A 25,514-nucleotide genomic window follows, 5' to 3' on the forward strand; every position below is an offset into this window, starting at 1 on the left:
GCCCTGACCTGCACTTCGGGTAGTCCAAAGGGCCGTTGAACCTTGATCATGCCGTGTTCGGGCCGTCAACGGCTCCCGGCCCATCGCCGGCGGCCTGGTCCTCGCCGAACGCGGTGTCGATGGCTCGGCGCGTGCGGTCCTCGCTGGTCGGCAGGAGATGCGTGTAGGTCCGCAGGGTGAATCCCGGGTCGGCGTGGCCGAGGTAGGTCGAGAGCGCCTTGATGCTCTCCCCGGCGTCCAGGAGAACCGAGGCGTAGGTGTGCCGAAGGACGTGCATCCCGTTGCGGCGGTCGTCGGGGATGCCCGTCGCGCGGATCGCCGGCTTCCAGATGCCGGGGTTGAACTTCGAGCGGCTGAGTGGCAGGCCGTCAGCGGTCGTCAAGTAGAGCGTGGCAGTCGTGGGCTCGCCGGTCAGGGTTCCCCAAGGCAAGGTGACCTCTACGGGCGCGTACTGCTTGGCGTGGTCGACCAGGCGGCGAGCTACTGAGGAGGGGACGGGTACCTCTCGCGTCTTGCCGCCTTTGGGCGGGGCGAAGATGAGCGCGCCGCGCACGAGCTTGACCTGACGGACGACTCGGAGGGTTGGCCGGGTCGGGTCCAGGTCGTCTGGGCTTACGGCGAAAATTTCGCCCTGCCGCAGTCCGCAGCCCGCGCCTAGGTCGACGGCGACTCGGTAACGGTCTGGCAACTTCGCGGGAAACGCGGTGAGCCGGTCGACTGACCAAGGCTGGACCTTGGTGGCGACGTGCCTGGGGCGTTGGATGCTGTTGGCTGAGAACGGATTGCTGACGATCTTTTTGTCGTCCACGGCGGCGTTCAGGATCATCGACACGTCGCTGAACAGGACCCGGCGGTAGCCGGCAGACAGTCCCTTCTCCTGCAACCCGCGCGCCGCGCAACTTCCCGAGCGGTGTCGACGAGGGCGGCCATGTCGCCAGGGTACGGAGCGAACCAGCCTGCTCGCCATCCCGTGGACAGTGGGCCGACCGGGCGAGAACGGCCGGGCTGCGGCGAAGTTGTCGGGTCTCAGAACCTGCGTGACAGATCAGTCTCGGGACGTGAGTGACACATCCGGCTAGACGATCTCGAACCGGGCCGCTTCTTGCGCGGAGACAGGACCGTCGGGCCTTGCTGGAGAATCACGGCATGGATGTCCCCGACCTTCTTCGCCAGGCCGCCTCTCGCGTCCCTGCGTCAGCAACGAGCGGCACTGGCTGGACGGTGGCCGATGCGAATGAGTACCTCGGACACCATGACTGGGAAGCGGCACTGGACATCCTCATGGAGCTTGGCGATGTCCACCCCGCCGAAACCTCGTTCTGGGACCTCTGCGCCCAGGCCGCTCATTGGATGCAGCTCGACAGAGCCGAGCGATGGTGTCACTGGCGTCGGTTTGAAGTGCTTCACGGCGTTATCCGCGCGGACCTTCAGCTCGTCGAGTCCACTGCTTCAGGTGGCCGGCACATGCCCATACCAGGCGATGGGCGCCTTCGACCGCTGTGGGACATCGGGGACGTGACAGCTGCGGGCAACCCGGATCTGTACGTCGCGCGGATCTGGGTCGAGCGCGAGCCGGACCTCAAACCCGGCGAGCGCGGTGCTGTTCGTCTAGCACCGTTGAGCCCGGAACGGTGGCGACGTCTGACAGCCGGCGATGTGATCACGATGCACGAGCAGATGCCAATGGCCGGTACAGCGACCATCACCGAGGCCACGTTCCCCCAAGCGCTTCGGGAGACCGCCTGACCGTTGCCACGACTGGCTGTCACGCAGGTCCTGATAACGATGTGTCACGCAGGTCCCGAGACCGGACAGTTGTCGGGTCTCATGACGTCCGTGACAGATCAGTCTCGGGAGGTGGGTGACACGTCCGGCTAGACGATCTTGTTACTGGACAGGGTGGCGGTACTGCTCGGTCGTCGGGACTACGGGCGGGCCCAGCTGGCGAGTTCTCTGGCCCCGGTTGCTGTGGTGGGCTCGGGGTCTTGGGCTAGGGCGTTGCAGAGGATGAGGAAGTCGTCCACGGTGCCGGTGAGCTGGCCGAGCCAGTCGGGGAGGAGGTAGTTCACGACGGCGGCGTGGAGGTGGTCGAGGTGGTCGAGGCCGGTGGTCAGGAGATCCGTAGCTGTGGTGGTTGCTCGTGCGACGAGTCTGGTGCCGTGAATGTCGTTGCGGCGTAGCAGGGTCAGGCAGGTCGCTTCGACGACGGCGGTGTCGCCGCGGTCGAGGAGGAGCCGCTGGAGGATGTCGGCGATGGCGTCTTGGTGGGCCCAGGCGGCGAGTTGTTGTCCTGCGACGGCCCGGGTTGACCAGTCCGGGCTGTTGGCGGCCGTGATTGTTTCCTGAGGTGGGGAGGGGGCCTGCATGGGCTCAGACTTCCACAGGGGGTTGTGCTGTAGGGGTGCGTCGGGCTGGTTCTGGCTTGCGGGCCTTGAACCGGGCGATGGGCTTGGTGGTGGTGCGGGGGACTTCGGTGAGGAGTTGGTCGCCGTCGTGGACGCGGAAGGTGGTGTCGGCGGCTTCGACGGTGAGGGTTGCTCCGGCGTGGGCGATGCCGACGTGGATGCGTTGACCGGCGATGACCAGGGATCCTCGGCAGCTGACGCGGCGTTCGACCCGCACGGGTTCGGGTGCCGGTGTTGGTGGTGGTCCGGCGGGGCGGGCGTCGCGGATGCGGGCGACTTCGGCCGGTGTCAGCGGGTTGGGCAGGCTGCGCAGCAGGACGCCGTCGGCGGTGATCTGCATGAGGCCGCGGTCGAGTCGGACGGTGACGCGCCTGCCGGCGAAGTGGTAGCCGATGGGGTGTTGCCGGCCGGCGAGGCCGATCAGACCGGTGGCGTTGACGAGCCGTTCGACCTCGATCGGGGCGCCGGCCTGGATGGTGCCTGTGGTGATCGGTGGTGGTCCGGCCGGTTGGCCGTCGTCGGCGAGCAGAGGGGGTGGCCCCACTTCCGGATCCTGGGTCCAGTGGCTGCCAGTACCCTGGACCCGATTCCGGCACCTGCGCCAAGGCCGTCTGACCGGGGCGGCCAGGCGAGCCCGGCTGAGTGAGAACAGGCGTGCACGAGGGCGCAGCAACACAGCTTTCCGGTGAGACGTTTAGGCGGTTCGGGTCACTCGGTACGTGTAGTAGTCCACCCGCATCCCGTCCTTCACCACGTCCCGGGTCGCGACAACCTCGGGCGTAAAGCCCTCCTCGGCGAGCAACTGCCGCAGATAACCGAGGTCACCTGAGGTGCCGAAGAAGATCAGCATGCGGCCGTTGGCGCGGAGATGCCGGCCGGCAGCGCGGACGAACGTGGTCAGCGCGCCGTAGTTGGCGTCGGTGGCAGCCATCTCCAACAGGTCACGCGGGGCGAACCACCGGAACGGTGGATCGAAGATGATCAGATCAAAGTCACCGTCGACCGCGCTGAACACATCGCTCTGTCGTACGTCGATTCGCTCCGACACGCCATTGCGTGCCGCGTTGTGTCGGGCGGCCTCGACGGCTCGCGGGTTGATGTCGACCGCGACCACATCGGTCGCCCTGGACGCCGCGAGGATGGCGTTCACGCCGCTGCCCGTGCCCATGTCCAACACCCGGTCACCGGTCTCTACCTCGGCCAGCACGGCTTCACCGAGGAGATCGGACACCGGGGTGATCGGCATAACCTCCGGTGGCACGTGCAGTGTCAACCCCAGGTAGTCGAACGTCTGCCCCGCCCCGGCCTCCGCTCGCAGCGATTGATAGGCGTCCTCGTGCCACCGGTGGATCTGCTTGGCATGTGCTGCGGTGACCGTCGGCTGGTAGCCCGCCTCAGCGGTCGCCGATGGCCGGCTGGTGTCGGTCATCCGGATACCGTAGCCACCGCCGACCTGACCCGATAGTCGATTCCTTCCCTTCGCGCCACCCGACTGGGCCGCCACCGTTGGATCATCGAGAGGGCAGGTCCGGAACAGGATGCTGCAGAGGATGTCGAGAACGGCACGGCGGCTCCGTCTCAGGGGTGGATGCGGCCACCGTGGTCGTACCACACCAGGGAGACTCAGCATGACGATCCAGCGGATGGACAACGTTCTCATCGTTGTCGATGACCTTGACGCGACGATTTCGTTCTTCGTCGAACTTGGCATGGAGCTGGAGGGCAGGGCGCCGATCGAGGGGCGTTGGGTGGAGCGTGTCATCGGGATCGACGACGTCCGACAGGAGGTCGCCATGCTGCGGACCCCGGACGGCCACGGTCGAATCGAGCTGGCGATGTTCCACACGCCGAAGGCGATCAGCGCCGAGCCGAAGGACGCGCCGGCGAACACGCTGGGCATTCGTCGCATCATGTTCGCCGTCGACGACATCGAGGACGTCGTTGCCCGCCTGCGCACCCACGGCGCCGAACTCGTCGGCGAGCTGGCGCAGTACGAGGACAGCTATCGACTCTGCTACGTCCGCGGCCCCGAGGGCATCATCGTCGGACTGGCCCAACAGCTCAGCTGACGGCCGATGCTATGCGGTCGCCGTGTCGGCGAAGGTTTCGCGGAGCGCCGGATCCAGCGACCGGCCGGTCGTCGGCTCGATGAACAGCTCGGCGAGCAGGAGGTCGGTGAGGTGGGTCGGGTTGACGCCCGACTCCTTGCGGCTCAGGGCCTGCAGCGCGCCGCCGAGCCGTAGGGAGGCCTTGACCACGCTGGCGGGCAGGCGAGCGACCCGGCGACGTCGCCCGACCGCCTCGGCGATGCGCGCGAGCATGTCGTTCCACGTGAGGTTCTCGTCAGCGACCGGAATGTCCTCACCGCGGGACTGCTCAAGAGCGTCCACCGCCACCTCGCCCACGCTGCGCGCCGAGGCCGCGGCGGTCCCGCCGACGGGGACGGCCAGGGGTGTGCGTGACCGTGCCCAACGGTCCAGCGGAGCGGACCAGTTCGGCAGCCGGTCGCCGGCCCGGCCGAAGACGAACGGCAACTCGAGCACGGCGACCGGTAGATCCGGGCCGGCGGCCGCCCGTCCCTCCCGGGCCTGCTCCACCCGGCACCGGATGTACGTGTGGTGGGCCGCGAGCCGCAACTGCGGGTGCAGCCGATCAAAGTAGGTGTAGTACGAGCCCATGATGACGCCGCGGGTCAGACCCTCCTGGCGGGCGGCAGTGAACAGGCGCACCACCGGCTCGACGTTGTCCCGGCGGAACACCGGGTAGATCGGCTTGGGCAGTGGTCGCTGCTCGTCCGTGCGGGTGGCGTACACGACGCCGTCGTGACCGGCGAGCAGCGGCCGTAGGTCATCGGTCGACGCGGAGCCGACATCGACCGCGTGATCGACGCCCGGGCGGGCCGTGCGCGCCACCGTGGTCGCCGCATGGCCCCGCTCGCGCAGCACATCCACGACATGGGAACCGATCAGGCCACTGCCACCGACCACGAGAATTCGCACGCTGAATCGTCCACGGTGGATCCCGGTGGTTGTCAAGACCCCGCATGACGAGTGCGTGGGCCCGCTCCGGATGCGCTGGCCCTGTCGTACGACCAGAATGGCTGGTGGAGGTGATCACGCGTGGTCGACCCGGAGAGCGTGCCCAGGCTGTGTTCGGTGGTGCTCGACTGTACCGACGCGCGAGCCCTGGCGGAGTTCTATCGACGCCTGCTGGGCCTGGTCTACCGATCCGGCGACGAGCCGCCGGCGGCGGGGCAGGCGGACGAGCGCGGTCGTGACTGGCTGGTGCTGAGGAGCCCCGAGGGCGTACCCCAGTTGGCGTTTCAGCAGGTGGAGCACCTGCCGGAAGCGACGTGGCCGAAGCATGAGGTGCCCCAGCAGCTGCATCTGGACCTGACCGTGGAGTCGGTTGAGGAGTTGCAGGTCCAGCACGAACGCGTCCTCCGTCTCGGTGGCCGGCTGTTGTACGACCGCATCGACGACCCGGACGAGCCACTGCGCGTGTACGCCGACCTGGCCGGCCATCCCTTCTGCATCTTCGTCGGCTAGCCACTGCCGGTACGATCTCCGCTCGTGGGCAGCAGCTATCGGACCGTTCTCGCCACGGGCAGTCTCGCCGACGTCCGTGCCGCGGTGTCCGCGTCGCAGCAGATGGCCGTGATCATCCCGGTCGCCGAGTCTCGGTGGGCGGTGGTGCCGTCACAGGTGGACGGCATCCACGCCGAGACCGAGAAGCTGGCGCAGCTGCTGAGCCTGGCCCAGGGCAGCGTGGCCGCCTCGTTCGACGTGTTCGACTCCGACGTGCTGGTGGCCATGCTGTTCCGCGACGGCAGCAGCTACCACGAGTACCTCTCTGATCAGGCCTATCTTGTCGAGACCTGGGACGACGACGACAACGAGATCCTGTTCGACATGCTCGGCCGGCCCTATCCGCCGGACGCGACCCCACCCTCGGGCGCTTACGGGGCCGATCCGGCTGCGTTCGCGGCGCTCGGCGTAGCGCCGGTCGACGAGGCGGAGCTGGGCGTCGCGCTCAGTCGTTCCGAGCTCAGGGCAGAGGAGCAGCATCATGCGATCCTGCACGCGCTGAATCTCGATTGCGCTCCGCTAATGATGTCGTACACGGAAGCTGTCGCATCGGGTTCGGGCGTCTAGACGCGACCCCAGCAGGCCCCCGGCTCTGCTGCCACTCCCACGCCGACCGCGCTCCTGTGTCATGGTGTGCTCGACGGCTTGGGTGCGGATGACCTGATGGATGCCACGACGTTGGGTGGTGATGGGGATGCCTGAACCGCGCGCCTTCTGGCTCGACGAGCAGTTCGACCGCGAGCACGGCGGCCGCTACGAGGCTGAGGTGCTGGGTCGGATCGACGAGTTCGCCGACACCTGGGGTGACATCGCGCCGGTGGCGTTCGCGGCCACGGCGTGGCGGTTGGCCGCCGAGCTGTCCCCGGGCTTCGTCCGCTGGCACCGGCGGATCATCTCGGCGACCTGCTCGCGAAGCCCGTGGGACGGGAGCATGCTCTGCGCGGTGACGGTCGTCTCGCGGTGGCCGGCGGAGCTGACCTGGACGAAGCAGTGGCAGCGTGACCGTGGCTGGCGGGACTGGCCGCAGTTGTTCGGCCAGTACACGACGCCGTCGGAGCAGGATCGGACACGCAGCCCGCACCTGCGCGCGGTGCTTCAGGTGGACGCGCCGGTCCCGCTCGGTGATCTGCCGCCGGCCCCGGACGGGCCGGACGATTCCGTGGCGCCAGCGGCGCGCAGAGCCGTCACGGTGCTGGCTCGGGAACTCAACGACCTCCTGGCCCCGATGATCGGCCAACTCGAAGCCGGGGTGCCGGCGGACTCCTGACCAGCGCCGCTGCGGACCGCGGGCCCAAGGCCTGCCAGGTTTGTTCCTTTTGGCATGGACGCCCGACCTGTCCCGTCTGCGCGGTGGCGGTCCTTTCCTCCGCCGAGGAACGCTGGACACGCCAATGACGGCGGCATCGGGCATCGGCTCCGGAAAGTCCGAGGAGGCACCCCATGACCATCACCCCCACCACACCCCTGCCCGCGAAGGCCGACGCCCGCAACCGGGCCGTGCGTACCGTCGTGCAGGGGCTCATCACCGACGTGCTGATCGCCGTGCTGCCGGTCCTCTACGAGGCGGTGTCCGGCTGGGATGGCGCGTTCACCAGCGAGTACTGGACGGTCGTCGGCATCTCGGTGCTGAAGACGCTCGCCATCGCCGTCATCTCCTACGTCATGCGCCTGCAGCGGACCCCGCCGGGCAATCCGGCCGTCTAGGAAGCGTGGTCCGGGTCGACGGCCTGCCACCGCAGGCGGTCCCGGTGGAGCCGTCGCATGGCGATCCAGCCGAGCGAGAACGGCAGGCCACCCAGGGCGACGAGACTCAGGACGTTCGCTCCGGTGACGTCGAAGACGCCTCCGATCTCCCCGAACAACTGGGCGACGGTCTGGAAGGCGAGGTGGAAACCGATGCCCGCCCAGATGTCACCGGTGGCGACGCGGAAGGCGCCGAGCAGGAGCGCGAAGACGACGAAGAGGAGGAGTCGGTCGGGGGAGGTGGCGGCGCCGACGAGGAACCCGAACAGGGTGAACAACACGGCCTGGCCGATGACGGCCTGCCAGGCCGGCAACCGGGTGGCGAGGTTGCGTTGCAGGTAGCCGCGGAAGACGAGTTCCTCGGGCAGCGCCTCGTAGAGCAAGACGAGCACGACCAGGAGCGCCGCCACCCGTAGGGCGTCGGCGGCGGAGGTGCGCAGGCTGATCTCGACCCAGCCGAAGCCGAGGCAGAGCGCGAACCCCAGGGCGGCGGGCACGAGCCAGCAGGCCATGCCGAGCAGCAGATTCCGCCAGCCGACGCGCAGCGTGGGCAACCCGAGGCCGGTCCAGGCTCGCCGGTCCAGCAGGCGGCGGGCGACAACCACCAGGGGTACGACGAGCAGCGTCGTGAGGACGGCCCTGGCGACATGGGTAGGGCGGTCGTAGTCACGGCCGAGCAGGGCACCGTGGTAGACGAACAGCCACACCGCCACGGTGCCGGCGAACACGATGAGGATTCGCCAGTGCGGGGCGAGGCGAGCGTCGCGGGTTGCCCGGGGCTCGCGAGGTCGACCGCTCACCGCGCTCACCGTAGGCCCCGAGGTCAAGGACGGGCCGTCAGCGACCCAGGACGAGATACGCGAGGCCGAGGATTCCGCGATAGACCGAGACGTACTGGCGCAGCCGCTCGTCGAGTTCGGCGCGGACCTCCGCCGCGCGCGGATCCTCCGGGTACGTCAGCAGCCACTCCTGCCGGCCGGCGAGCCAGGTGGACTCGAAGTCGTCCCACTCGCGCTGGTCGGCGGTGCTCAGGTGCAGGACCCGCCAGCCGCGTTCGCGTGCGGCCTCGACGAGGCCTGGCAGGTCGGTGACCTCCGTCCCGAAGATCTGCTCGGCCTCCCTGCCGGGGGGACGGTCCCAGTACCCCTCGCCGAACAGCAGCCGTCCACCGGGCCGGACCACCGCGGCGAGCGCGTCGAGGGCGGCGCCGGTGCCGCCGAAGGCGTGGGCGGAACCGACGCACAGGACCCGGTCGGCCGGCTCCTGCCAGGCCGCCGCCTCTCCCATCACGAACGCGACATGCCGGTTCAGTGACCGGCCGGCGGCCTGCCTCCGCCCTCGGGCCAGTGCGGCATCGTCGGTGTCGACGCCGACGCCCCTCGTCGCGACCGGGCCGCCGACACCGCCCGCGGCGACCGCCCTGAGCAGCAGCTCACCCCAGCCGCAGCCGAGGTCGAGCACGCGCGAGCCGGGACGGACGTCGAGCCGCTGGAGCAGCAGGGACGCGTGCTCCTCCGACAGCGGAGTGTTCCAGCGCATCCGGGCGTAGCGGCTGGAGGCGAGGTGGTCGATTGACTGCATCCGTTGAGGGTGTCAAGTCATGATCGACGGTGCGCGGCCGGGCCGCCCCGTGCGCCGGAAGCCGTGATCGGGTGGCGGGCCGTACGGCAGGATCGGTGGGGTGGACACCGGCGAGCCGGGGCATTTCCGGCGGCGGCCGACCCCGCAGGAGGTCGCGGCGGCCGCCGGCCGGGGGTTGGTGGATGTGATCGGTCCCGGCCTGCGGGTGCTGTTCTGCGGCTTCAACCCGGGCCTCTACTCCGCCGCGGTGGGAGAGCACTTCGCCCGGCGGGGCAGCCGCTTCTGGCCGGCCCTGCACCGCTCCGGCTTCACCGACCGGGAGCTGCGCCCGTGGGAACGCGACGAGCTGTTGCGGCAGGGCCTGGGGATCACCAGCCTGAGCAACCGGGCCACCGCCCGCGCGGACGAGCTGCCGCCGGCCGAGCTGGTGGCCGGGGTGGCGGGGCTGGCGGTGAAGACCGAGCGGCATCGGCCGCGGTGGGTGGCCATCCTCGGGGTGACCGCGTACCGGATCGCCTTTGCCAGGCCCGGAGCCGGGCTGGGCCCGCAGCCGGATCGACTGGGCCCAGCCCGGGTCTGGGTGTTGCCCAACCCCAGCGGCCTGAACGCGCATTTCCCGCTGCCGGCGTTGACCGCCCAGTTCGCGGCGCTGCACGAGGAGACGCTCCGCCGGTGAGAACCGTCAGGAGCTCGTGAGGACGACGAGTTGCTGGGTCGCTCGGGTCATCGCCACATAGCGGTCGACCGCTCCCTCGATGCCGGTGCCGAACGCCTCGGGGTCGACCAGGACGACCAGGTCGAACTCGAGCCCCTTCGACAGCTCCGGGGTCAGCGACCGGACGCGGGACGTCGTCGGGAAGGTGGGGTCACCGATGACGCAGGCGATTCCGTCGGCGTGCGCGGCGAGCCAGGTGTCGAGGATCGAGCCCAGGTCGCAAGCGGATCCGTGTACGACGGGGACGTCGCTGCCGCGGATGGACGTCGGCACGTTGGCGTCGGGCAGCACGGCCCGGATGACCGGCTCGGCCTCCGCCATGACCTCCTTCGGCGTCCGGTAGTTGATGCTCAGGGAGGCCAGGTCGACCCGGTCGAGCCCGATCCGTTCGAGCCGCTCCTGCCACGACTCGGTGAACCCGTGCCGCGCCTGGGCGCGGTCGCCGACGATGGTGAAGCTCCGGGACGGGCAGCGAAGCAGCAACATCTGCCACTCCGCGTCGGTCAGTTCCTGAGCCTCGTCCACGACGATGTGCGCGAACGGGCCGGCGAGCTGGTCCGGGTCGGCGCCGGGCAGGGCGGACTCGTCGACCAGGGCGTCCTGGAGATCCAGTTGGCGCAGGCTCGACAGCACGCCCTCACCGTCGTCATAGGCGTGGGCCTCGATCAGTTCGTCGACGACCGTGGCCATGCGCTCGCGTTCGACGGCGACGATGGCCTCCTGCCGACGCTTGCGCCCGGACGCCTCCGGGTCGCCGAGCCGCTGCCGTGCCGCGTCCAGGTACGGCAGGTCGGACACCGTCCAGGCCTGGGCGTCACCTCGCTGGAGCTTGCGAATCTCCTCGGGGCTGAGCCAGGGCGCGCACCTGCGCAGATAGGCGGGCACCGACCACAGGTCACCGACGAGGTCGGTCGCCTCGAGCAGCGGCCAGGCGCGGTTGACGGTCGCGAGCAGTTCCCTGTTCCGCAGCAGCGACCCACGGACCAGGTCCTCCGGCTCGTCGCCGTCGTACCTTTCCAGCAGGATCGTGAGCAGTTCCTCCCAGATCTCGTCACGCGCCTCGTTGTGCGGGGTGCCGGGCCCCGGCGCCCTGAACGCCTCGGCCCAGTCGTCGGCGCTGAGCCGGATGTCGGCGTCGCCGGCCGTGACCGTCATCGGTTCGGCCGGCGGCTCCTCGTAGAACCGGACGGCCGCCTCGATCGCGTGCACCAGGTTCGCGGACGACTTCAGGCGGGCCACGTCCGGGTCGGTCTCGACGGTTGCCGCGGCGCCCTCGGGCACGAGGTCCCGCAGCGTGCAGGTCTGCACGTCCTCCTCGCCGAGGCTGGGCAGGACGTCGCCGACGTAGGCCAGGTACGGCTGGTGCGGCCCGACGAACAGCACGCCGCCCCGACGGTGACCGAGGCGAGGATCCGAGTAGAGGAGATAGGCGGTGCGGTGCAGCGCGACGACGGTCTTCCCCGTACCGGGACCGCCGTCGACGACGAGAGCGCCGCGGGACCCGGCGCGGATGATGGCGTCCTGGTCGGCCTGGATGGTGCCGAGCACGTCCCGCATCTGGCTGGACCGGCTGCTGCCCAGGCTGGCGATGAAGGCGGACTGGTCGTCGAGCGCGGCGTGCCCCTCCAACCCGTCCGGGGTGAACACCTCGTCCCAGTAATCGCTGATCCGGCCGCGGGTCCAGCGATACCTGCGGCGGCTCGCCAGACCCATCGGGTTGCCGTGGGTCGCGCCGAAGAACGGCTCAGCCGCGGGGGAGCGCCAGTCGAGCAGCAGCCGACGACCCGTGCTGTCGGTGAGGCCGCGTCGTCCGACGTACACGGGCTCCGGGTCGTCCGCGCCGACCACGCGTCCGATGCACAGGTCCAGACCGAAGCGGCGCAGTGCGCGCAGGCGAGCGGTCAACCGGCGGACCTCCATGTCGCGGTCCACCGCCTGCCGGCCCTTGCCACCGGGCGCCTTGCGCGCGGCGTCAAGCCGGGCGGACAGCTCGGCGAACAACTCCTCGAGGCTCTCCGCGAGGGCCGCGAAGTGCCGCTCGTCGCGGCCGACCAGCGCCGGGTCGGCCTTGGGGGAGAGGTGGTCGGGAAGGTCGAACACACTGGTGGTCAGAGGGCTCACGTCATTGGCTCCGATCTGAGGCCGCGGGCAACCGTTGCTCGGATTTCCGCAGGTCCTGGCCTCGGTCGGCGATTCTGCGGCACGACCCGGGTCTTGCCGCAAGCCCCCCGGTGCGCTATACGTTAGAAGTGGCGGGGAGTGGGTGCGCCCTCCTTTCCCTTGATCGTCCGCTGTGACAGACACTTTCCGCGCGATGCGATGGCCCGCCGGAAATCAGGGTTTTCGACCGTAGTGGAGAGTGCCCCCACCGCGGCACGGCTGCGTCGATGGTGGGCACATGATCACCTGACCTGGCACTCTTTAGGGCATGGCCGCCCTGCTTCGATCCCGAATGACCGACTGGACCGTCGCCGTACCCGTGCTCGCCGTGCTGGTATTGATCCTGACGTGGGGGCGGGACCTACCCGCACCCGTCGTCGTGGTCGTCGCGGCGCTGCTCGGTGGCGCGGTGCTCGCGGCCGTGCACCACGCCGAGGTGGTCGCCCACCGGGTGGGCGAGCCGTACGGCTCCCTGGTGCTCGCCGTCGCGGTCACGGTGATCGAGGTCGCCCTGATCGTCACGCTGATGATAAGCGGACCGGAGAAGACCCAGTCGCTCGCCCGGGACACGGTCTTCGCCGCCGTGATGATCACCTGTAACGGGATCCTCGGCCTGTCCCTGCTGCTCGGGGCGCTGCGGCGGCGGGTGGCGGTGTTCAATCCGGAGGGCACCGGCGGGGCGCTGGCCACCGTGATCACCCTGGCCACCCTGAGCCTGGTCATCCCGACCTTCACGACCCGGCCCGGCCCGCAGTTCAGCCCGGCCCAGCTCACGTTCGCCGCCGTCGCGTCGCTGGCGCTGTACGGGTTGTTCGTGCTGGTGCAGACCGGCCGGCACCGCGACTACTTCCTGCCGGTCGACAGCGAGGGCCGGGTCATCGACGCCGAGGAGCACGCGAAGCCGCCGACGACGCGAGCGGCGCTGGTCAGTCTGGGACTGCTGCTGGTGGCGCTGGTCGCCGTGGTCGGCGACGCCAAGACCGTCTCCCCGACGATCGAGGCCGGGGTGGCGGCGGCGAACCTGCCCCACGCGTTCGTCGGTGTCATCATCGCGCTGCTGGTGCTGCTGCCCGAGACCCTGGCCGCAGCCCGCGCCGCCCGCCGCGACCGGGTGCAGATCAGCCTGAACCTCGCGCTCGGCTCAGCCATGGCCAGCATCGGCCTGACGATCCCGGCCATAGCGATCGCCTCGATCTGGCTGGACGGCCCGCTGCTGCTCGGCCTCGGTGGCACCCAGCTCGCGCTGCTCGCGCTCACCGCGGTGACCGCGGTCCTGACGGTGGTGCCGGGCCGGGCCAACGTGCTTCAGGGCGGCGTACACCTGGTGTTGCTGGCCGCCTTCGTCTTCCTGGCCGCCAGCCCCTGACCCGCCGCCTTCACCGACCGTCTGCCAGCCGGTCCGCGCGGGCGTTCAGGTAGCGCTGCTGGGCCAGGTTCGTCGACCGCGCCGCCGCCGTTCGGTACGCCTCCCGCGCCGCGACCCGTTCACCGGTCAGCTCCCACAGGTGGGCGCGGGCGGCCGGGAGGCGGGGATCGTCGGCCAGCCGGGTGTCGTCGGCCAGCTCGGCGAGCAGCGCCAGCCCGGCCGGCGCGCCCCGGCTCATCGCCACCGCCACGGCGTGGTTGAGCGCCACGACCGGGTTGTCGGAGATGGCCAGCAGCACCTCGTACAGGGCGGTGATCTGGGCCCAGTCGGTGGCCTCCGCGCTGGTCGCCTCGTCGTGCACGGCCGCGATGGCTGCCTGGAGCTGGTACGGCCCGACGACCCCGCGCGGCAGCGCCGCGGTGATCAGTGCGACGCCCTCGGTGATCTGGTCGGCCCGCCACCGGTCCCGGTCCTGCTCGGCCATCGGCACCAGCTCGCCGTGTGGACCGATTCGGGCCGGGGCGCGGGCGTCGGTGAGCAGCATCAGCGCGAGCAGCCCGGTCACCTCGGGATCGTCCGGCAGCAGCCGGTGCACCAGCCGGGTCAGCCGGATCGCCTCGGCGGTCAGGTCGCCGCGCAGCAGCCCCGGCCCGGCGGTCCGCGCGTACCCCTCGGTGAAGATCAGGTACAGCACGTGCAGCACGGCGGCGAGCCGGTCGGCGCGCTCCGCGCCGGTGGGCGGCGCGAACCGCAGCCCGCTGGCCCGGATCCGCTGTTTGCCCCGACTGATCCGCCGGGTCATCGTCGCCTCCGGCACCAGGAAGGCCCTGGCCACCTCGGCGGTGCTCAACCCGCCCACCGCGCGCAGCGTGAGCGCGATCTGCGAGGCCGGCGAGAGCGCCGGATGGCAGCACAGGAACAGCAGGATGAGCGTGTCGTCGGCGTCCGCCGGCGGCCGGTCGGCGGCGGGCGCCTGCCACTGCTCGGGGAGCACCCGCCGCGCCACGGCGTCCTCCCGCCGCATCCGGGCCTGCTCGCCGCGCAGCAGGTCGGTCAGCCGGCGGGACGCGACGGTGATCAGCCAGCCCCGGGGATTCTCCGGTACGCCGTCGCGCGGCCAACCGCTCGCTGCGGCGATCAGCGCCTCCTGGACGGCGTCCTCGGCGGTGTCGAAGTGCCCGTAGCGACGCACCAGCGCGCCGAGGACCTGCGGCGCCAGTTCGCGCAGCAGGTCCTCGACGGGCTTCGGCATCGTCAGCCGGCCAGGTCCTCGACGCCGTCCAGCACCGGCCGCACGTCCACGTACCCGCCGGGGGAGTCCGGGTCGACCAGACCGGCGGCGATCTCCGTGGCCCGGTCGAAGCTGGCGCACTCCACGATCGTGTAGCCGGCCAGCACCTCCTGCGTCTCCGGGTACGGACCGTCGGTGACCACCGGCGCGCCGTCACGCACCTGCACGCGGCGGGCGTGCACCGGTTCGCTGAGCCCCCGGGCGTCGACCAGTTCCCCGGACTCGGCGAGCGCCTGGTGGAACGTCTCCATGTGCTTGTGCATGGCCGCGATCTGCTCGGCCGACATGGCCGGCCGGTCGGTCGCCCGGCCGGTCAGCACGTCGTAGTCCTGCTGCGAGCCGTAGAGCAGGATCATGTACTTCACGGTGGTCCTCCTGTTCCGGCGCCGCGACGGCGCCGCTTCACCAGAGACGTCGAAGCCACCCACCCCACCCGGACACGCTACGACCCCCCATTTCCAACCCCCACCTCTCACCGCGCGTCGATCATGAAGTTGTTGTCACGACACGCCGTGCCACCCGGCAATAACTTCATGGTCACCGGGCGGGGGCCGGGGCGGCGCCGGGGCGGGTGGGTGGTGGGAAATGGTTAGCGTGGCGGGATGACGACGGTGTGGGTGGTGGTCGGGGTCTTTGCCGCGGTGGCGGCTGGGGCGTTCGGGGTGGTGGCGTGGCGTGATCGGGCGCGGTTGCGCTCCGCCGACGACGATGCCGCCGGGCGGGACGCCCGGGCCAGGCAGCAGCGGTACGAGGCCGAGCGGCACGGCGACCAGGGCGACACGTGGCAGCGGAGTCGCGAGGGCACGGGCTGACCGGTCTACTGACCGTAGGAGAGCCGCAGCCGGTTGTTGATCAGGTAGTTGAGCCGGTGTCGCAGGTATCCGAGGGTGCTCTCGCCCGGCAGTTCCCCGTCGGTGGTGAGCGTCCAGCGCAGCGCGCAGTCCGAGCCGGGCGGCTCGGGAGCCAGGTCGAAGCGGATCCGGTCGAGGGGCCGGTGCGGCCACAGCGACGACCAGATCAGCAGCACCGGCGCGTAGCCCGCCACCACCCGGGGCGCCACCTCGTCGTCGCGAAGCTCCAGCCAGGGCCGGCTGCCGGCCTCGTACGGGTCGCGCAGCGACCGCCACACGATGTGCGGCGGGGCTGGCTGGCTGCGCCGGCGGCTGCCCAGCACGTGCACGACGACCCTCCTCACCGGACGGTGGCCCGCCCCGGCCCATTGTGGCGGTTGAACGCCGGCGCCGTGAACCGCGCCTGAACCGTGAACCACCCGGCGGCCACGCACGTGAATGAGGTGGTGGGCGTGGTGACCGTATCGTCGGGGTACTGCGTAGCTCAGCACCGACGCCAGGGGAGGCACCGTGGGGGCACGATCGGGGCGCGACGCCCGGGGTCCACTGGTGGGGCTGCTGATCGCCGCGCTGGTGTCGGCCGCGTGCGCCGGCGGCGGGCTGGCCGAGCCCGAGGGTGAGCGCCCGACGCCGGACCGGTCGGCGGCCTCGCCGGGGCCCAGCACCACCCGGGCCGACAGCACCACCAGCGTCGCCGAGTTCAAGCAGGACGTCGCCGACGCCCAGGCGGTCGCCGAGCCGTACTGGGCGGCCCAGTTCAAGGCGTCCGGGCAGGGCTTCCAGCCCATCCGGCGGATCACCTCGTACCAGCGGGCGGGTGAGGTGTCCTGCGGCGGCCAGCCGCTGCCACGCAACAACGCGGTCTACTGCTCACGGGGCGACTTCATCGCCTACGACATCGCCTGGTCGGTGGCGGCGTTCCGGCAGGTCGGTGACGCGTTCGTGTTCTACCTGCTCGGGCACGAGTACGCCCACGGCATCCAGGTGCGGCTCGGCATCAACTACAGCTTCACCATCCAGCAGGAGTTGCAGGCCGACTGCATGGCCGGGGCGTACCTCGGCGACTCGGTGCGCTCCGGCGACCTGAACCTGGCCGAGGGTGACCTGGAGGAGTTCCGAGAGGGGGTGGCGGCCGTAGGCGACGACCCGGACCAGCCGTGGTTCGCCGAGGGTTCGCACGGCACCTCCGAGCAGCGCACCGAGTCGTTCTTCCGCGGCTACGAGCGCTCTCTGAAGGCCTGCGACCTGGGCTGACCGGGTTGCCCGCGTCACCCCGGCGCCCGCCGCCGCCATCTGCGGCGGCAGGCCCTGGCAGGATCGCCGGTGTGTCGGCCACGACCCTGGAGGATCCGCTGAGCAGCCATCACCCCGCCGCCGTGCTCTTCGACATGGACGGCACGCTGGTCGACAGCGAGAAGCTGTGGGACGTCGCACTGCAGGAACTGGCGCGGGAGTACGGCGGTGAACTCTCCGTCGCCGCCCGCCAGACGATCGTCGGCACCAGCATGGCCGAGTCGATGCGCATCCTGCACGACGACCTGGGCCAGCCCGAACGGGACCCGGGGGCCAGCGCGGCGTGGATCAACGCCCGGATCCTGGAGCTGTTCCGCAGCGGGCTGCGCTGGCGTCCGGGCGCGTTCGCCCTGCTGCGCGCGGTCCGGGCGGCGGGCATCCCCACCGCGCTGGTCACCTCCAGCGGCCGGCCGCTGGTCGAGATCGCCCTGGACACCCTCGGCCGGGACAGCTTCGACGTGGTCGTCTGCGGCGACGAGGTGGTCGCGGTCAAGCCGCACCCGGAGCCGTACCTGACCGCCGCCCGGCTGCTGGATGTGCCGATCGGCCGCTGCGTGGCGATCGAGGACTCGCCGACCGGGGTGGCCAGCGCGCTCGCCGCCGGCGCGGCGGTGCTGGCCGTACCCGCGGAGGCGCCGTTGCCGAGCATGCCCGGCGTACACCAGTTGGAGAGCCTGACCGGCGCGGACCTGGATCTGCTTGCCGCGCTGCTGGTCGACCGGGCCGGCGCGACCGGCTGACCGGGGGCTGATGGCACGGAACCCCGACGCCGCGAGCGGCGCCGGGGTCCCGTGGTGAGCGGTCAGTCGTGGGCGATCGCGCCCAGGACGTTGATCCGGGCCGCCCGGACCGCCGGGAGCACCGCGGCCACCACCCCGATGATCGCGGCGAGACCGAGGAAGACACCCATCTGCCCCCACGGCAGGATCAGGTCGGTGATTCCCTCGTCCTTGAGTGCCTCGACCACCGCGGCGCCGAGGCCGCTGCCGACCACCACGCCGAGCAGCGCGCCGAACACGGAGATCACCACGGCCTCCACGGTGATCATGCCCATGGTCTGCCCGCGGCGCAGGCCGATCGCCCGCAGCAGACCCAGCTCGCGGGTCCGCTCCAGCACCGACAGCGCCAGGGTGTTGATGATGCCCAGCACGGCGATCACGATGGCCAGCGCCAGCAGAATCTGGATCATCGTGAGCAGCGCGTCGAGCTGACCGGTCTGCTGCTTGATGAACGCTTGCCGATCGGCCACCGACACCTCGGGGCTGTCCGCGAGCAGCGTCTCCACCTGCGGCTGCACGTCGGCGACCCGAGTGCCGGGGGCCAGCTGGATGAAGCCCTGGATGGGCTGCGGGATGGCGAAGTCCTTCGCCGCCGTCACCGGCAGCATCACCGGGTTGGTCAGCTGGGACGACTCGTAGATGCCGCTGACCGTGTACGTCCGCGCCTCGCCCCGGGTCAGCTGCACGTTCACCGTCGAGCCCACCGACAGGCCGCGGGAGTCGGCGGTGTCCGAGCTGACCAGCATCTGGGTCGGGCTGAGTCGGTCGATGTCACCGGCGGTGGGCTTGGCACCGAAGATCTGCCGCAGCGACGCGACGTCGCTGCTCGCCGCGACCCAGGTGCTCTCGCCGTTGAGCTTCGCCATGTCGCCGTACTCGCCGTCGACCATCTGCACGCCGGGCAGGGCCTTGGCCTGGTCCAGCACCCCCGGGTCGAAGCTCGGCGGCCGCGGGCCGCCCTGCACACCGGAGATCACCAGCTCGGCCTTGATGGTGTCCTCGGCGAGAGCGCTGATGCTGCCCTTGGCCGAGTCGAGGATCACCGTGACGCCGGTGACCAACGCGATGCCGACCATCAGGGCGGCGGCGGTGATCGCGGTACGGCGCGGGTTGCGGCCCGAGTTCAGCCGGCCCAGCTTGCCCGGCACCGACCAGGAGAAGATCGCCCCGAGCAGGCTCACCACCGGCCGGCTGATCAGTGGCGTCAGTAGCGCCACGCCGATGAAGGCGAACAGCACCCCACCGAGGATGGTGGGCAGCGTCTGGCCGCTGGCGTTGCCGCTGAGCCCGAGGAAGAGCAGCACCGCGCCGATGCCGGTGACCACCGACCCGGCGACCGTGATTTTGGTCAATGGCCGGTCCGGGGTGGCCACGTCCTGCATGGCGGCGATCGGCGGGATCCGGGACGCCCGCAGCGCCGGCAGCAGCGCCGCCACCACGGTGATCACCAGTCCGACGGCGAACGAGCCGATCACCGCAGCCGCCGGCACGCCGATCCCGGCCAGGGTGAGCCCACCGGCCAGCTTGCCGAACAGGAACGCCAGCAGCGCGCCCACGCCGATGCCGGCCGCCAGGCCGAGCACCGAGGCGATCAGCCCCACCGCGATGGCCTCCAGCACCACCGAGCCGATGATCTGCCGGCCGCTGGCCCCGATGGCCCGCATCAGCGCCAACTCCCGGGTGCGCTGGGCGACGATGATCGAGAAGGTGTTCAGGATCAGGAAGGTGCCCACCAGCAGCGCCACCGCGGCGAAGCCGAGCAGGATCTTGTTGAAGAAGGAGAGGCCCTCCTTGAGGCTGGCCGCGGCGTCCGCGGCCACCTGCTCACCGGTCTTCACCTCGTACTGCGCGCCCAGGGTGCGGGCCACGTCGTCGCGCAGCGCCTCGTCGGAGACTCCGTCGGCGGCGCGTACGGTGATGCTGCTGAACGCGTCCGGCGCGCCGAGCATCAACCGCTGCGCCACCGGGGTGGTGAAGAAGACCTCGTTGACCCCACCGATCGAGTCCCGGTCGCCGCTGTAACCGAGGATGCCGACGAGCGTGAAGTCGCGCTTCTTCGACTCGAACGCGGTGAGCACCCCGACCTTCTGGCCGACCTGCAGCTTCGCCGCCGTGGCGAGCGACTTGTTGATGACGATCTCGTCCTCGGCCTGTGGCCCGCGGCCCTCGCGCAGTTGCAGCAGTTCGCTCTCCCCGGTCCAGTTCTCGCCCAACTGCGGCGGACCGAACGAGGTGACCACCTTGCCGTTGCTGCCGATCACGCGGGCGCCGTCGGCGTTGACGATGCCGGTCGCCGAGGCCACCCCCGGCACCTGCTTCACCCGGTCCACCACCGCGGCGGGCACCGGGTTGGCGGTCTGCTCGCCCTGGACCTCGCTGACCTCCACCTTCGGCTTCGCCGCGACGTTCACGTCGATGTCGGAGAAGCCGTCGGCGAAGACCGAGTCGAAGGAGCGGCCCAGGGTGTCGGTGAGCACGAAGGCGCCGGAGACGAACATCACTCCGAGCACCACCGCCAGCCCGGACAGGATCAGCCGGACCTTGCGGGCCAGCAGACTCTTCAGTGTCGCCCGGAACATCAGTTGCCCACCTCGGTCGGGGTGTCCAGCTTCTTCATGGTGTCCAGCACCGTGTCGGCGGTCGGCTCGATCAGCTCCGAGACGATCTCCCCGTCGGCGAGGAAGACCACCCGGTCGGCGTACGCGGCGGCGGTCGGGTCGTGGGTGACCATCACGATCGTCTGGCCGTGCTCACGCACCGAGTTGCGCAGGAAGTTGAGCACCTCCGCGCCGGAGCGGGAGTCCAGGTTGCCGGTCGGCTCGTCCGCGAAGATCACCTCGGGGCGGGACACCAACGCCCGCGCGCACGCCACCCGCTGCTGCTGCCCGCCGGAGAGCTGCGCCGGCCGGTGGTCCAGCCGGTCCCGCAGACCGACCGTGTCGATCACCGTGTCGTACCAGGCCGGGTCCGGCTTGCGCCCGGCGATCGACAGCGGCAGCAGGATGTTCTCCTTCGCGGTCAGCGTGGGCAGCAGGTTGAACTGCTGGAAGATGAAGCCCACCTTGTCCCGGCGCAGCTTCGTCAGCCCGGAGTCGCCCAGCCCTGTGACGGTCGTCTCACCGATCGCCACCGTCCCCCGGGTCACCGAGTCCAGGCCGGCCAGGCAGTGCATCAGAGTCGACTTGCCGGAACCCGACGGGCCCATGATCGCGGTGAACCGGCCGCGTTCGAACTCCGCGCTCACCCCGCGCAGCGCGATGACCTGCGCCTCGCCGCTGCCGTACACCTTCCACACGTCGTTCGCCCTGGCCGCGGCCTGCGCCTGCTGGCCTACCGTCGCGGTCACGTCATCTACCTCTTCCGTCTCTGCCAATACGCGCCGCCCCCGCTGGCCCGGCACGACCGTTTCCATCATCGGCGCTGCACGCGCCCGTCCCGTCCGCCCACGGGGTGATCCGGCGCGGATTTCACGCTGCGGGTGCACCCCCATGCCGGCTCAGGGTTGCCCCTGACCCGACGGCCGGTCCACGTGTTTTCTGACCGGCGGAACGCTTCCAGGCCGCACGCTAGGAGCTGACCCCACGAGAGGGTCAACCGCGCCGAGCCATCTCCGGTCACGGTAGGTGAGCGCGGCAACCGGGGGCGTCGCCCCTGGGAGGGATCTGCGGGTACGCCGAGTGAGGTAGCTGCCGCCAGGGACCTACGCCCGGGGACGGACCAGCCCCGACTCGTACGCCAGCACCACCGCCTGCACCCGGTCACGCAGCCGCAGCTTGGTCAGCACGTGCCCGACGTGGGTCTTGATGGTGGTCTCGCTGACCGACAGCACCGCCGCGATCTCGGCGTTGGACAGCCCCCGGGCCACCTGCACCAGCACCTCGCGCTCCCGGTCGGTGAGCGTGCTGAGCACGGCCGACGGCGTCGCCGCCGGGTCGGGCAGCAGGTCGGCGAAGCGGTCCAGCAGCCGCCGCAGGATCCGTGGCGCCACCACCGCGTCCCCGCCGGCCACCGTGCGGATCGCGGCGATCAGCTCCTCGGCCGGGACGTCCTTGGCCAGGAATCCGCTGGCTCCGGCGCGCAGCGCGCCCACGACGTACTCGTCCAGATCGAACGTGGTCAGCACCAGCACCCGCACCGGCAGTCGGGCGTCGACGATCGCCCGGGTCGCGGCCACCCCGTCCATCCGGGGCATCCGGATGTCCATCAGCACGACGTCGGGCAGCAGCCGGCGGGACAGCTCCACCGCCTCCAGGCCGTCGCCGGCCTCCGCCACCACGTGGAGGTCACCCTCGGCGCCCAGCACCATCCGGAACCCGGTGCGCAGCAGCGGTTGGTCGTCGGCGAGCAGGATCCGCACCGGCCGCGCCGAGGCCACCCGTTCGGTCATCTCGTCTCCCTGTCCCGCGCCGACGCCGTGCTGCCGCACCGGTCATCCTCGCGCATGCCTACCGATGCGCCGCGGACCACCGTAGAGCTCGGCCAGCCGCCGCGTCCCGATCGGCGCGGCACCTGTCCGGTCGGCCTGAGGCCCCCGAGGTGGCGCGGCGCGAGGGGTCAGGAGGCGCGGTGACGGGCGTGCGCGCACCGGAGGTCAGTCGTCGGCGCCCGGCGCCGCCGGACCGGACCGGGCATCGCGCAGGGGATCGGCGCCGGCCACACCGACCGGGAACGGTGGCGGGGTGCCGCCGAAACTGGGGCACAGCGCCTGGTGGCTGCACCAGTCGCAGAGACGGCTCGGGCGGGGCCGGAAATCCTGCCGGGCGGTGGCCTGCTCGATCGCCCGCCACAGCGCCACCACCGTGCGCTCGAAGCGGACCAGCTCCTCGGCGTCCGGCGTGTAGTCCAACACCTCGGCGTCGCGCAGGTAGAGCAGTCGCAGCACCCTGGGCACCACCCCTCGGGTGCGCCACAGCACCAGCGCGTAGAACTTCAGCTGGAACAGCGCCCGCGCCTCGAACGCCTCCCGGGGGGCGCCGCCGGTCTTGTAGTCGACCACCCGCAGCGCGCCGTCCGGGGCCACGTCGAGCCGGTCGAGGTAACCCCGGATCAGCAGCTCCTCGTCGACCACCGCCGAGATCAGGCTCTCCCGCTCGGCCGGCTCCAACCGGGTGGGGTCCTCCACCGCGAAGTAGCCCTCCAGCAGCCCGGCGGCGGAGCGCAGGAACTCCACGGGGCCGGCCGGCTCCGCGCCGTCGAAGATCCCGGCCAGCTCCGGCTGCTCGGTGACCATCCGGTCCCACTGCGGGGCCACCAGGTCACCTGCCGCGGCCGGTGTGCGGCTCTGGGCGGGCAGGTCGAACAGGCGCTCCAGCACCGCGTGCACCAGGGTGCCCCGGGCCTGCTCAATGGTGGTCCGCTCGGGCAGCCGGTCGATGCTGCGGAACCGGTAGAGCAGCGGGCAGGTCTTGAAATCCGCCGCCCGCGACGGGGACAGCGAGGCCCGCACCGTCGGCGGCAACTGCGCCGGGGAGGGGGACTGGTGGGTGGTGACCGGTTCCGCCGTCATGTCGGCAAAGGTTAGGGCACCGGTGTGACACCGACCGCCACCCGGCCCGGACACCCCCGGTCCGTAGCATCGTCCCGATGGAGCAGACATCCCGACCGCCGCGGCGACCCGACCGGCGCACCGGCCTGAACGTGGGCCGGGTGTTCGGAGTGCCGTTGCACCTCAACGCCTCGATGCTCCTGCTCGCCGCGCTGGTCGCCGTGCTGTACGCGGAGTTCGCCCGCCGGCAGCTGGACCTGCCGCAGATCAGCGGCTATCTGATCGGCTTCGGGTTCGTGGTGTCGCTGCTCGGCTCGGTGCTGCTGCACGAGCTGGGCCACGCGCTCACCGCCCGCCGCTACGGCATCGGTGTGCGCGGGATCACTCTGGAACTGCTCGGCGGCTACACCGAGATGGACCGGGACGCCCCGTCTCCCCGCGTCGACCTGCTGGTGTCACTGGCCGGCCCGGCGGTCTCCGCGGTGCTGGCCGTCGTCGCGGTCGCCGCCACGCTCGCCCTGCCGGGGGGCGGCGTGGCCCACCAGCTCGCCTTCCAGCTCGCGGTGAGCAACGTCATCGTCGCGCTGTTCAACAGCCTGCCCGGGCTGCCACTCGACGGCGGCCGGGCGCTGCGCGCCGCGGTGTGGGGGCTGACCGGCGACCGGCACCGCGGCACCGAGGTCGCCGGCTGGGCCGGCCGCGTCGTCGCCGTCGGCACCACGATCCTGGTCCTCCTGCTCACCGTCGGCGGCTTCCTGGCGCCACTGGCGCTGCCGCTGATGCTGCTGGTCGCCGTCACCCTCTGGCGCGGCGCCGGGCAGTCGATCCGGGCCGCCCGGGTCAGCCGCCGGTTCCCGCTGATCGACCTGTCCCGCCTGGCCCGGCCGGTCTGGCCGGTGACCACCGGCACACCGCTGTCCGAGGCCCAGCGCCGGCGCGCCGAGGGTGGGCAGCCCGCCGCCGCGCTGCTGGTCACGGACTCCACCGGCCGGCCGGTCGCGCTGGTCGACCCGGCCGCCGCCGAGGCGGTACCCGTCGATCGCCGCCCGTGGCTGGCCGTGGACGCCGTCGCCCGGTCGCTGGGCGCGCTCCCCGCGCTGCCGGTCGGGCTGGACGGCGAGCGGGTGATGGAGGCCGTGCAGAGCCACCCGGGCGCGCAGTACGTGGTGACGGCAGGCGAAGATGTCGTCGGCATTCTGCACATCGCGGACCTCGCGCAGGTCCTCGAACCCGACCGGAAGATGACATCGTGACCGCAACTCCCTCCACCGTCCCGGCCGACGCCGCCTCCCCGGCGCTGACACCCGTGCACCGCGGGCCGTTCCGGCCCGGCGACCGGGTGCAGCTGACCGACCCCAAGGGGCGGATGCACACCGTGACGCTGGAGCCCGGCAAGGAGTTCCACACCCACCGCGGCATCCTGGCGCACGACGCGCTGATCGGCCTGCCCGACGGCAGCGTGGTCACCACCACCGGCGGCGGCACGGCCTTCCTGGCGCTGCGGCCGCTGCTGTCGGACTACGTGCTGTCCATGCCGCGCGGCGCGCAGGTGATCTACCCGAAGGACTCGGCGCAGATCGTCGCGATGGGCGATATCTTTCCCGGCGCGAAGGTCCTGGAGGCCGGCGCCGGCTCCGGCGCGCTGAGCTGCTCACTGCTGCGCGCGGTCGGCACCGAGGGGGACCTGCACTCGTTCGAGCTGCGGGACGACTTCGCCCAGATCGCGCGGCGCAACGTCGAGTCGTTCTTCAACGGGCCGCACCCGGCCTGGAACCTGCACGTCGGCGACGTCGCGCAGTGCCAGGAGACCGGCTTCGACCGGATCATCCTGGACATGCTCACCCCGTGGGAGACGCTCGACATGGTCGAGCGGGCGCTGGTGCCCGGCGGCGTCTTCATCGGCTACGTGGCCACCACGCCCCAGCTCTCCGAGCTGGTGGAGGCGCTGCGCGAGCGCGGCGGCTGGACCGAGCCGCGGGCCTGGGAGTCGCTGGTGCGGGACTGGCACGCCGAGGGCCTCGCCGTCCGGCCGGACCACCGGATGATCGCGCACACCGCGTTCCTGGTCTCCGCCCGCAAGCTGGCCCCCGGGGTCACCGCGCCGCCCCGCCGCCGCAAGCCCAGCAAGGGCACCGAGGCGTACGTGCAGCGCCGGCAGGTGCTGCGCGAGGCGGAGGCGGCCCGACAGGCGGCCGCCGCGCAGGTGGCGGGTGTGGAGCCCGACGCGACGGGGGAGATGGACAGGCCGTGACCATCGA

Annotated in this window: 28 protein-coding genes; 13 read left to right on the top strand and 15 right to left on the bottom strand. The window is 71.2% G+C overall.

The window, feature by feature from the left end; all coding sequences use genetic code 11:
- Positions 1-46: 46 nt before the first annotated feature.
- Complete coding sequence (locus ACWD5O_RS15185) at positions 47-883, bottom strand: tyrosine-type recombinase/integrase (RefSeq protein WP_450085654.1); 837 nt, start codon at positions 881-883, stop codon at positions 47-49.
- A gap of 263 nt (positions 884-1,146) precedes the next feature.
- On the opposite strand from ACWD5O_RS15185, the gene ACWD5O_RS15190 reads away from it, so the two are divergent.
- Positions 1,147-1,746: a hypothetical protein gene (locus ACWD5O_RS15190; RefSeq protein WP_450085655.1), complete on the top strand. Its 600-nt coding sequence runs from the start codon at positions 1,147-1,149 to the stop codon at positions 1,744-1,746.
- 179 nt (positions 1,747-1,925) lie between these two features.
- On the opposite strand, the gene ACWD5O_RS15195 is transcribed toward ACWD5O_RS15190, so the two are convergent.
- From ACWD5O_RS15195 to ACWD5O_RS15205, 3 genes are all read right to left on the bottom strand, one after another.
- Entirely contained in the window at positions 1,926-2,366 is a 441-nt protein-coding gene (locus ACWD5O_RS15195) for a hypothetical protein (protein ID WP_450085656.1), read from the bottom strand.
- A gap of 4 nt (positions 2,367-2,370) precedes the next feature.
- Positions 2,371-2,949, bottom strand: coding sequence for a hypothetical protein (locus tag ACWD5O_RS15200; RefSeq protein ID WP_450085657.1), 579 nt, complete (start codon positions 2,947-2,949; stop codon positions 2,371-2,373).
- 150 nt (positions 2,950-3,099) lie between these two features.
- Positions 3,100-3,834 (bottom strand): methyltransferase, encoded by a 735-nt coding sequence (locus ACWD5O_RS15205; RefSeq protein WP_450085658.1) that lies wholly within the window; start codon positions 3,832-3,834, stop codon positions 3,100-3,102.
- 199 nt (positions 3,835-4,033) lie between these two features.
- Between ACWD5O_RS15205 and ACWD5O_RS15210 the strand changes: the two genes are divergently transcribed.
- Positions 4,034-4,474, top strand: coding sequence for a VOC family protein (locus ACWD5O_RS15210; protein ID WP_450085659.1), 441 nt, complete (start codon positions 4,034-4,036; stop codon positions 4,472-4,474).
- A gap of 9 nt (positions 4,475-4,483) precedes the next feature.
- Here ACWD5O_RS15210 and ACWD5O_RS15215 read toward each other — a convergent pair whose 3' ends face one another.
- Complete coding sequence (locus tag ACWD5O_RS15215; RefSeq protein ID WP_450085660.1) at positions 4,484-5,404, bottom strand: NAD-dependent epimerase/dehydratase family protein; 921 nt, start codon at positions 5,402-5,404, stop codon at positions 4,484-4,486.
- Between the two features lie 120 nt (positions 5,405-5,524).
- Between ACWD5O_RS15215 and ACWD5O_RS15220 the strand changes: the two genes are divergently transcribed.
- From ACWD5O_RS15220 to ACWD5O_RS15235, 4 genes are all read left to right on the top strand, one after another.
- A complete protein-coding gene (locus ACWD5O_RS15220) occupies positions 5,525-5,953 on the top strand; it encodes a VOC family protein (RefSeq protein ID WP_450085661.1) in 429 nt (142 codons plus the stop codon).
- A 24-nt stretch (positions 5,954-5,977) separates the two neighbouring features.
- A complete protein-coding gene (locus tag ACWD5O_RS15225; RefSeq protein ID WP_450085662.1) occupies positions 5,978-6,559 on the top strand; it encodes a hypothetical protein in 582 nt (193 codons plus the stop codon).
- Positions 6,560-6,686: 127 nt separating this feature from the next.
- Positions 6,687-7,259 carry a hypothetical protein gene (locus tag ACWD5O_RS15230; protein ID WP_450085663.1) on the top strand — a complete coding sequence of 191 codons (573 nt, stop codon included), beginning with the start codon at positions 6,687-6,689 and terminating at the stop codon, positions 7,257-7,259.
- Positions 7,260-7,432: 173 nt separating this feature from the next.
- On the top strand, positions 7,433-7,696 hold the full coding sequence (locus ACWD5O_RS15235; protein ID WP_121653307.1) for a hypothetical protein: 264 nt from the start codon (positions 7,433-7,435) through the stop codon (positions 7,694-7,696).
- Here ACWD5O_RS15235 and ACWD5O_RS15240 read toward each other — a convergent pair.
- On the bottom strand, positions 7,693-8,535 hold the full coding sequence (locus ACWD5O_RS15240) for a CPBP family intramembrane glutamic endopeptidase (RefSeq protein WP_450085664.1): 843 nt from the start codon (positions 8,533-8,535) through the stop codon (positions 7,693-7,695). The genes ACWD5O_RS15235 and ACWD5O_RS15240 overlap by 4 nt on opposite strands.
- A gap of 37 nt (positions 8,536-8,572) precedes the next feature.
- A complete protein-coding gene (locus tag ACWD5O_RS15245) occupies positions 8,573-9,316 on the bottom strand; it encodes an SAM-dependent methyltransferase (RefSeq protein ID WP_387322772.1) in 744 nt (247 codons plus the stop codon).
- A 100-nt stretch (positions 9,317-9,416) separates the two neighbouring features.
- On the opposite strand from ACWD5O_RS15245, the gene mug reads away from it, so the two are divergent.
- Positions 9,417-9,992, top strand: a complete 576-nt coding sequence (gene mug, locus ACWD5O_RS15250) for a G/U mismatch-specific DNA glycosylase (RefSeq protein WP_450085665.1) — start codon at positions 9,417-9,419, stop codon at positions 9,990-9,992.
- Positions 9,993-9,998: 6 nt separating this feature from the next.
- On the opposite strand, the gene helR is transcribed toward mug, so the two are convergent.
- Positions 9,999-12,143, bottom strand: coding sequence for an RNA polymerase recycling motor ATPase HelR (gene helR / locus ACWD5O_RS15255; RefSeq protein ID WP_387322837.1), 2,145 nt, complete (start codon positions 12,141-12,143; stop codon positions 9,999-10,001).
- Between the two features lie 316 nt (positions 12,144-12,459).
- Here helR and ACWD5O_RS15260 point away from each other — a divergent pair, with 316 nt between their 5' ends.
- On the top strand, positions 12,460-13,557 hold the full coding sequence (locus ACWD5O_RS15260; RefSeq protein ID WP_450085666.1) for a calcium:proton antiporter: 1,098 nt from the start codon (positions 12,460-12,462) through the stop codon (positions 13,555-13,557).
- A 10-nt stretch (positions 13,558-13,567) separates the two neighbouring features.
- Here the strand turns inward: ACWD5O_RS15260 and ACWD5O_RS15265 are convergent, their stop codons facing one another.
- A complete protein-coding gene (locus ACWD5O_RS15265; protein WP_387322770.1) occupies positions 13,568-14,809 on the bottom strand; it encodes an RNA polymerase sigma factor in 1,242 nt (413 codons plus the stop codon).
- Between the two features lie 2 nt (positions 14,810-14,811).
- On the bottom strand, positions 14,812-15,204 hold the full coding sequence (locus tag ACWD5O_RS15270) for a YciI family protein (protein ID WP_354965402.1): 393 nt from the start codon (positions 15,202-15,204) through the stop codon (positions 14,812-14,814).
- Between the two features lie 246 nt (positions 15,205-15,450).
- Here ACWD5O_RS15270 and ACWD5O_RS15275 point away from each other — a divergent pair, with 246 nt between their 5' ends.
- Positions 15,451-15,660, top strand: coding sequence for a hypothetical protein (locus ACWD5O_RS15275; protein ID WP_354965377.1), 210 nt, complete (start codon positions 15,451-15,453; stop codon positions 15,658-15,660).
- 5 nt (positions 15,661-15,665) lie between these two features.
- On the opposite strand, the gene ACWD5O_RS15280 is transcribed toward ACWD5O_RS15275, so the two are convergent.
- A complete protein-coding gene (locus tag ACWD5O_RS15280) occupies positions 15,666-16,028 on the bottom strand; it encodes a hypothetical protein (protein WP_354965376.1) in 363 nt (120 codons plus the stop codon).
- 181 nt (positions 16,029-16,209) lie between these two features.
- On the opposite strand from ACWD5O_RS15280, the gene ACWD5O_RS15285 reads away from it, so the two are divergent.
- Together ACWD5O_RS15285 and ACWD5O_RS15290 are read left to right on the top strand one after the other, a co-directional pair.
- Positions 16,210-16,953, top strand: coding sequence for a neutral zinc metallopeptidase (locus tag ACWD5O_RS15285; protein ID WP_387322766.1), 744 nt, complete (start codon positions 16,210-16,212; stop codon positions 16,951-16,953).
- Between the two features lie 122 nt (positions 16,954-17,075).
- Positions 17,076-17,732 (top strand): HAD family hydrolase, encoded by a 657-nt coding sequence (locus tag ACWD5O_RS15290; RefSeq protein ID WP_354965401.1) that lies wholly within the window; start codon positions 17,076-17,078, stop codon positions 17,730-17,732.
- Positions 17,733-17,794: 62 nt separating this feature from the next.
- Here ACWD5O_RS15290 and ACWD5O_RS15295 read toward each other — a convergent pair whose 3' ends face one another.
- The 4 genes from ACWD5O_RS15295 to ACWD5O_RS15310 all read right to left on the bottom strand — a co-directional run bounded on the left by ACWD5O_RS15295 (position 17,795) and on the right by ACWD5O_RS15310 (position 23,277).
- Complete coding sequence (locus ACWD5O_RS15295) at positions 17,795-20,350, bottom strand: ABC transporter permease (RefSeq protein WP_354965374.1); 2,556 nt, start codon at positions 20,348-20,350, stop codon at positions 17,795-17,797.
- Complete coding sequence (locus tag ACWD5O_RS15300) at positions 20,350-21,117, bottom strand: ABC transporter ATP-binding protein (RefSeq protein ID WP_354965373.1); 768 nt, start codon at positions 21,115-21,117, stop codon at positions 20,350-20,352. The genes ACWD5O_RS15295 and ACWD5O_RS15300 overlap by 1 nt, the downstream gene beginning before the upstream one ends.
- 354 nt (positions 21,118-21,471) lie before the next feature.
- Positions 21,472-22,158 carry a response regulator gene (locus ACWD5O_RS15305; RefSeq protein WP_387322763.1) on the bottom strand — a complete coding sequence of 229 codons (687 nt, stop codon included), beginning with the start codon at positions 22,156-22,158 and terminating at the stop codon, positions 21,472-21,474.
- Positions 22,159-22,362: 204 nt separating this feature from the next.
- Positions 22,363-23,277, bottom strand: coding sequence for a RecB family exonuclease (locus tag ACWD5O_RS15310; RefSeq protein WP_387322761.1), 915 nt, complete (start codon positions 23,275-23,277; stop codon positions 22,363-22,365).
- Between the two features lie 77 nt (positions 23,278-23,354).
- Here ACWD5O_RS15310 and ACWD5O_RS15315 point away from each other — a divergent pair, with 77 nt between their 5' ends.
- Both ACWD5O_RS15315 and ACWD5O_RS15320 read left to right on the top strand, forming a co-directional pair.
- Positions 23,355-24,509 carry a site-2 protease family protein gene (locus ACWD5O_RS15315; RefSeq protein WP_387322759.1) on the top strand — a complete coding sequence of 385 codons (1,155 nt, stop codon included), beginning with the start codon at positions 23,355-23,357 and terminating at the stop codon, positions 24,507-24,509.
- Positions 24,506-25,507 carry a tRNA (adenine-N1)-methyltransferase gene (locus ACWD5O_RS15320; RefSeq protein ID WP_450085667.1) on the top strand — a complete coding sequence of 334 codons (1,002 nt, stop codon included), beginning with the start codon at positions 24,506-24,508 and terminating at the stop codon, positions 25,505-25,507. Before ACWD5O_RS15315 ends, ACWD5O_RS15320 begins: the two co-directional genes overlap by 4 nt.
- Positions 25,508-25,514 lie beyond the last annotated feature (7 nt).

The sequence above is a fragment of the Micromonospora sp. NPDC005161 genome (genome assembly GCF_053599855.1).

Bases quoted from the DNA above. Each gene is read 5' to 3' on its own strand.
- ACWD5O_RS15190 (WP_450085655.1), top strand. From the start codon at position 1,147: ATGGATGTCCCCGACCTTCTTCGCCAGGCCGCCTCTCGCGTCCCTGCG.
- ACWD5O_RS15195 (WP_450085656.1), bottom strand. From the start codon at position 2,366: ATGCAGGCCCCCTCCCCACCTCAGGAAACAATCACGGCCGCCAACAGC.
- ACWD5O_RS15205 (WP_450085658.1), bottom strand. From the start codon at position 3,834: ATGACCGACACCAGCCGGCCATCGGCGACCGCTGAGGCGGGCTACCAG.
- ACWD5O_RS15210 (WP_450085659.1), top strand. From the start codon at position 4,034: ATGACGATCCAGCGGATGGACAACGTTCTCATCGTTGTCGATGACCTT.
- ACWD5O_RS15230 (WP_450085663.1), top strand. From the start codon at position 6,687: ATGCCTGAACCGCGCGCCTTCTGGCTCGACGAGCAGTTCGACCGCGAG.
- ACWD5O_RS15235 (WP_121653307.1), top strand. From the start codon at position 7,433: ATGACCATCACCCCCACCACACCCCTGCCCGCGAAGGCCGACGCCCGC.
- ACWD5O_RS15245 (WP_387322772.1), bottom strand. From the start codon at position 9,316: ATGCAGTCAATCGACCACCTCGCCTCCAGCCGCTACGCCCGGATGCGC.
- ACWD5O_RS15260 (WP_450085666.1), top strand. From the start codon at position 12,460: ATGGCCGCCCTGCTTCGATCCCGAATGACCGACTGGACCGTCGCCGTA.
- ACWD5O_RS15265 (WP_387322770.1), bottom strand. From the start codon at position 14,809: ATGCCGAAGCCCGTCGAGGACCTGCTGCGCGAACTGGCGCCGCAGGTC.
- ACWD5O_RS15270 (WP_354965402.1), bottom strand. From the start codon at position 15,204: ATGATCCTGCTCTACGGCTCGCAGCAGGACTACGACGTGCTGACCGGC.
- ACWD5O_RS15275 (WP_354965377.1), top strand. From the start codon at position 15,451: ATGACGACGGTGTGGGTGGTGGTCGGGGTCTTTGCCGCGGTGGCGGCT.
- ACWD5O_RS15295 (WP_354965374.1), bottom strand. From the start codon at position 20,350: ATGTTCCGGGCGACACTGAAGAGTCTGCTGGCCCGCAAGGTCCGGCTG.
- ACWD5O_RS15305 (WP_387322763.1), bottom strand. From the start codon at position 22,158: ATGACCGAACGGGTGGCCTCGGCGCGGCCGGTGCGGATCCTGCTCGCC.
- ACWD5O_RS15310 (WP_387322761.1), bottom strand. From the start codon at position 23,277: ATGACGGCGGAACCGGTCACCACCCACCAGTCCCCCTCCCCGGCGCAG.
- ACWD5O_RS15315 (WP_387322759.1), top strand. From the start codon at position 23,355: ATGGAGCAGACATCCCGACCGCCGCGGCGACCCGACCGGCGCACCGGC.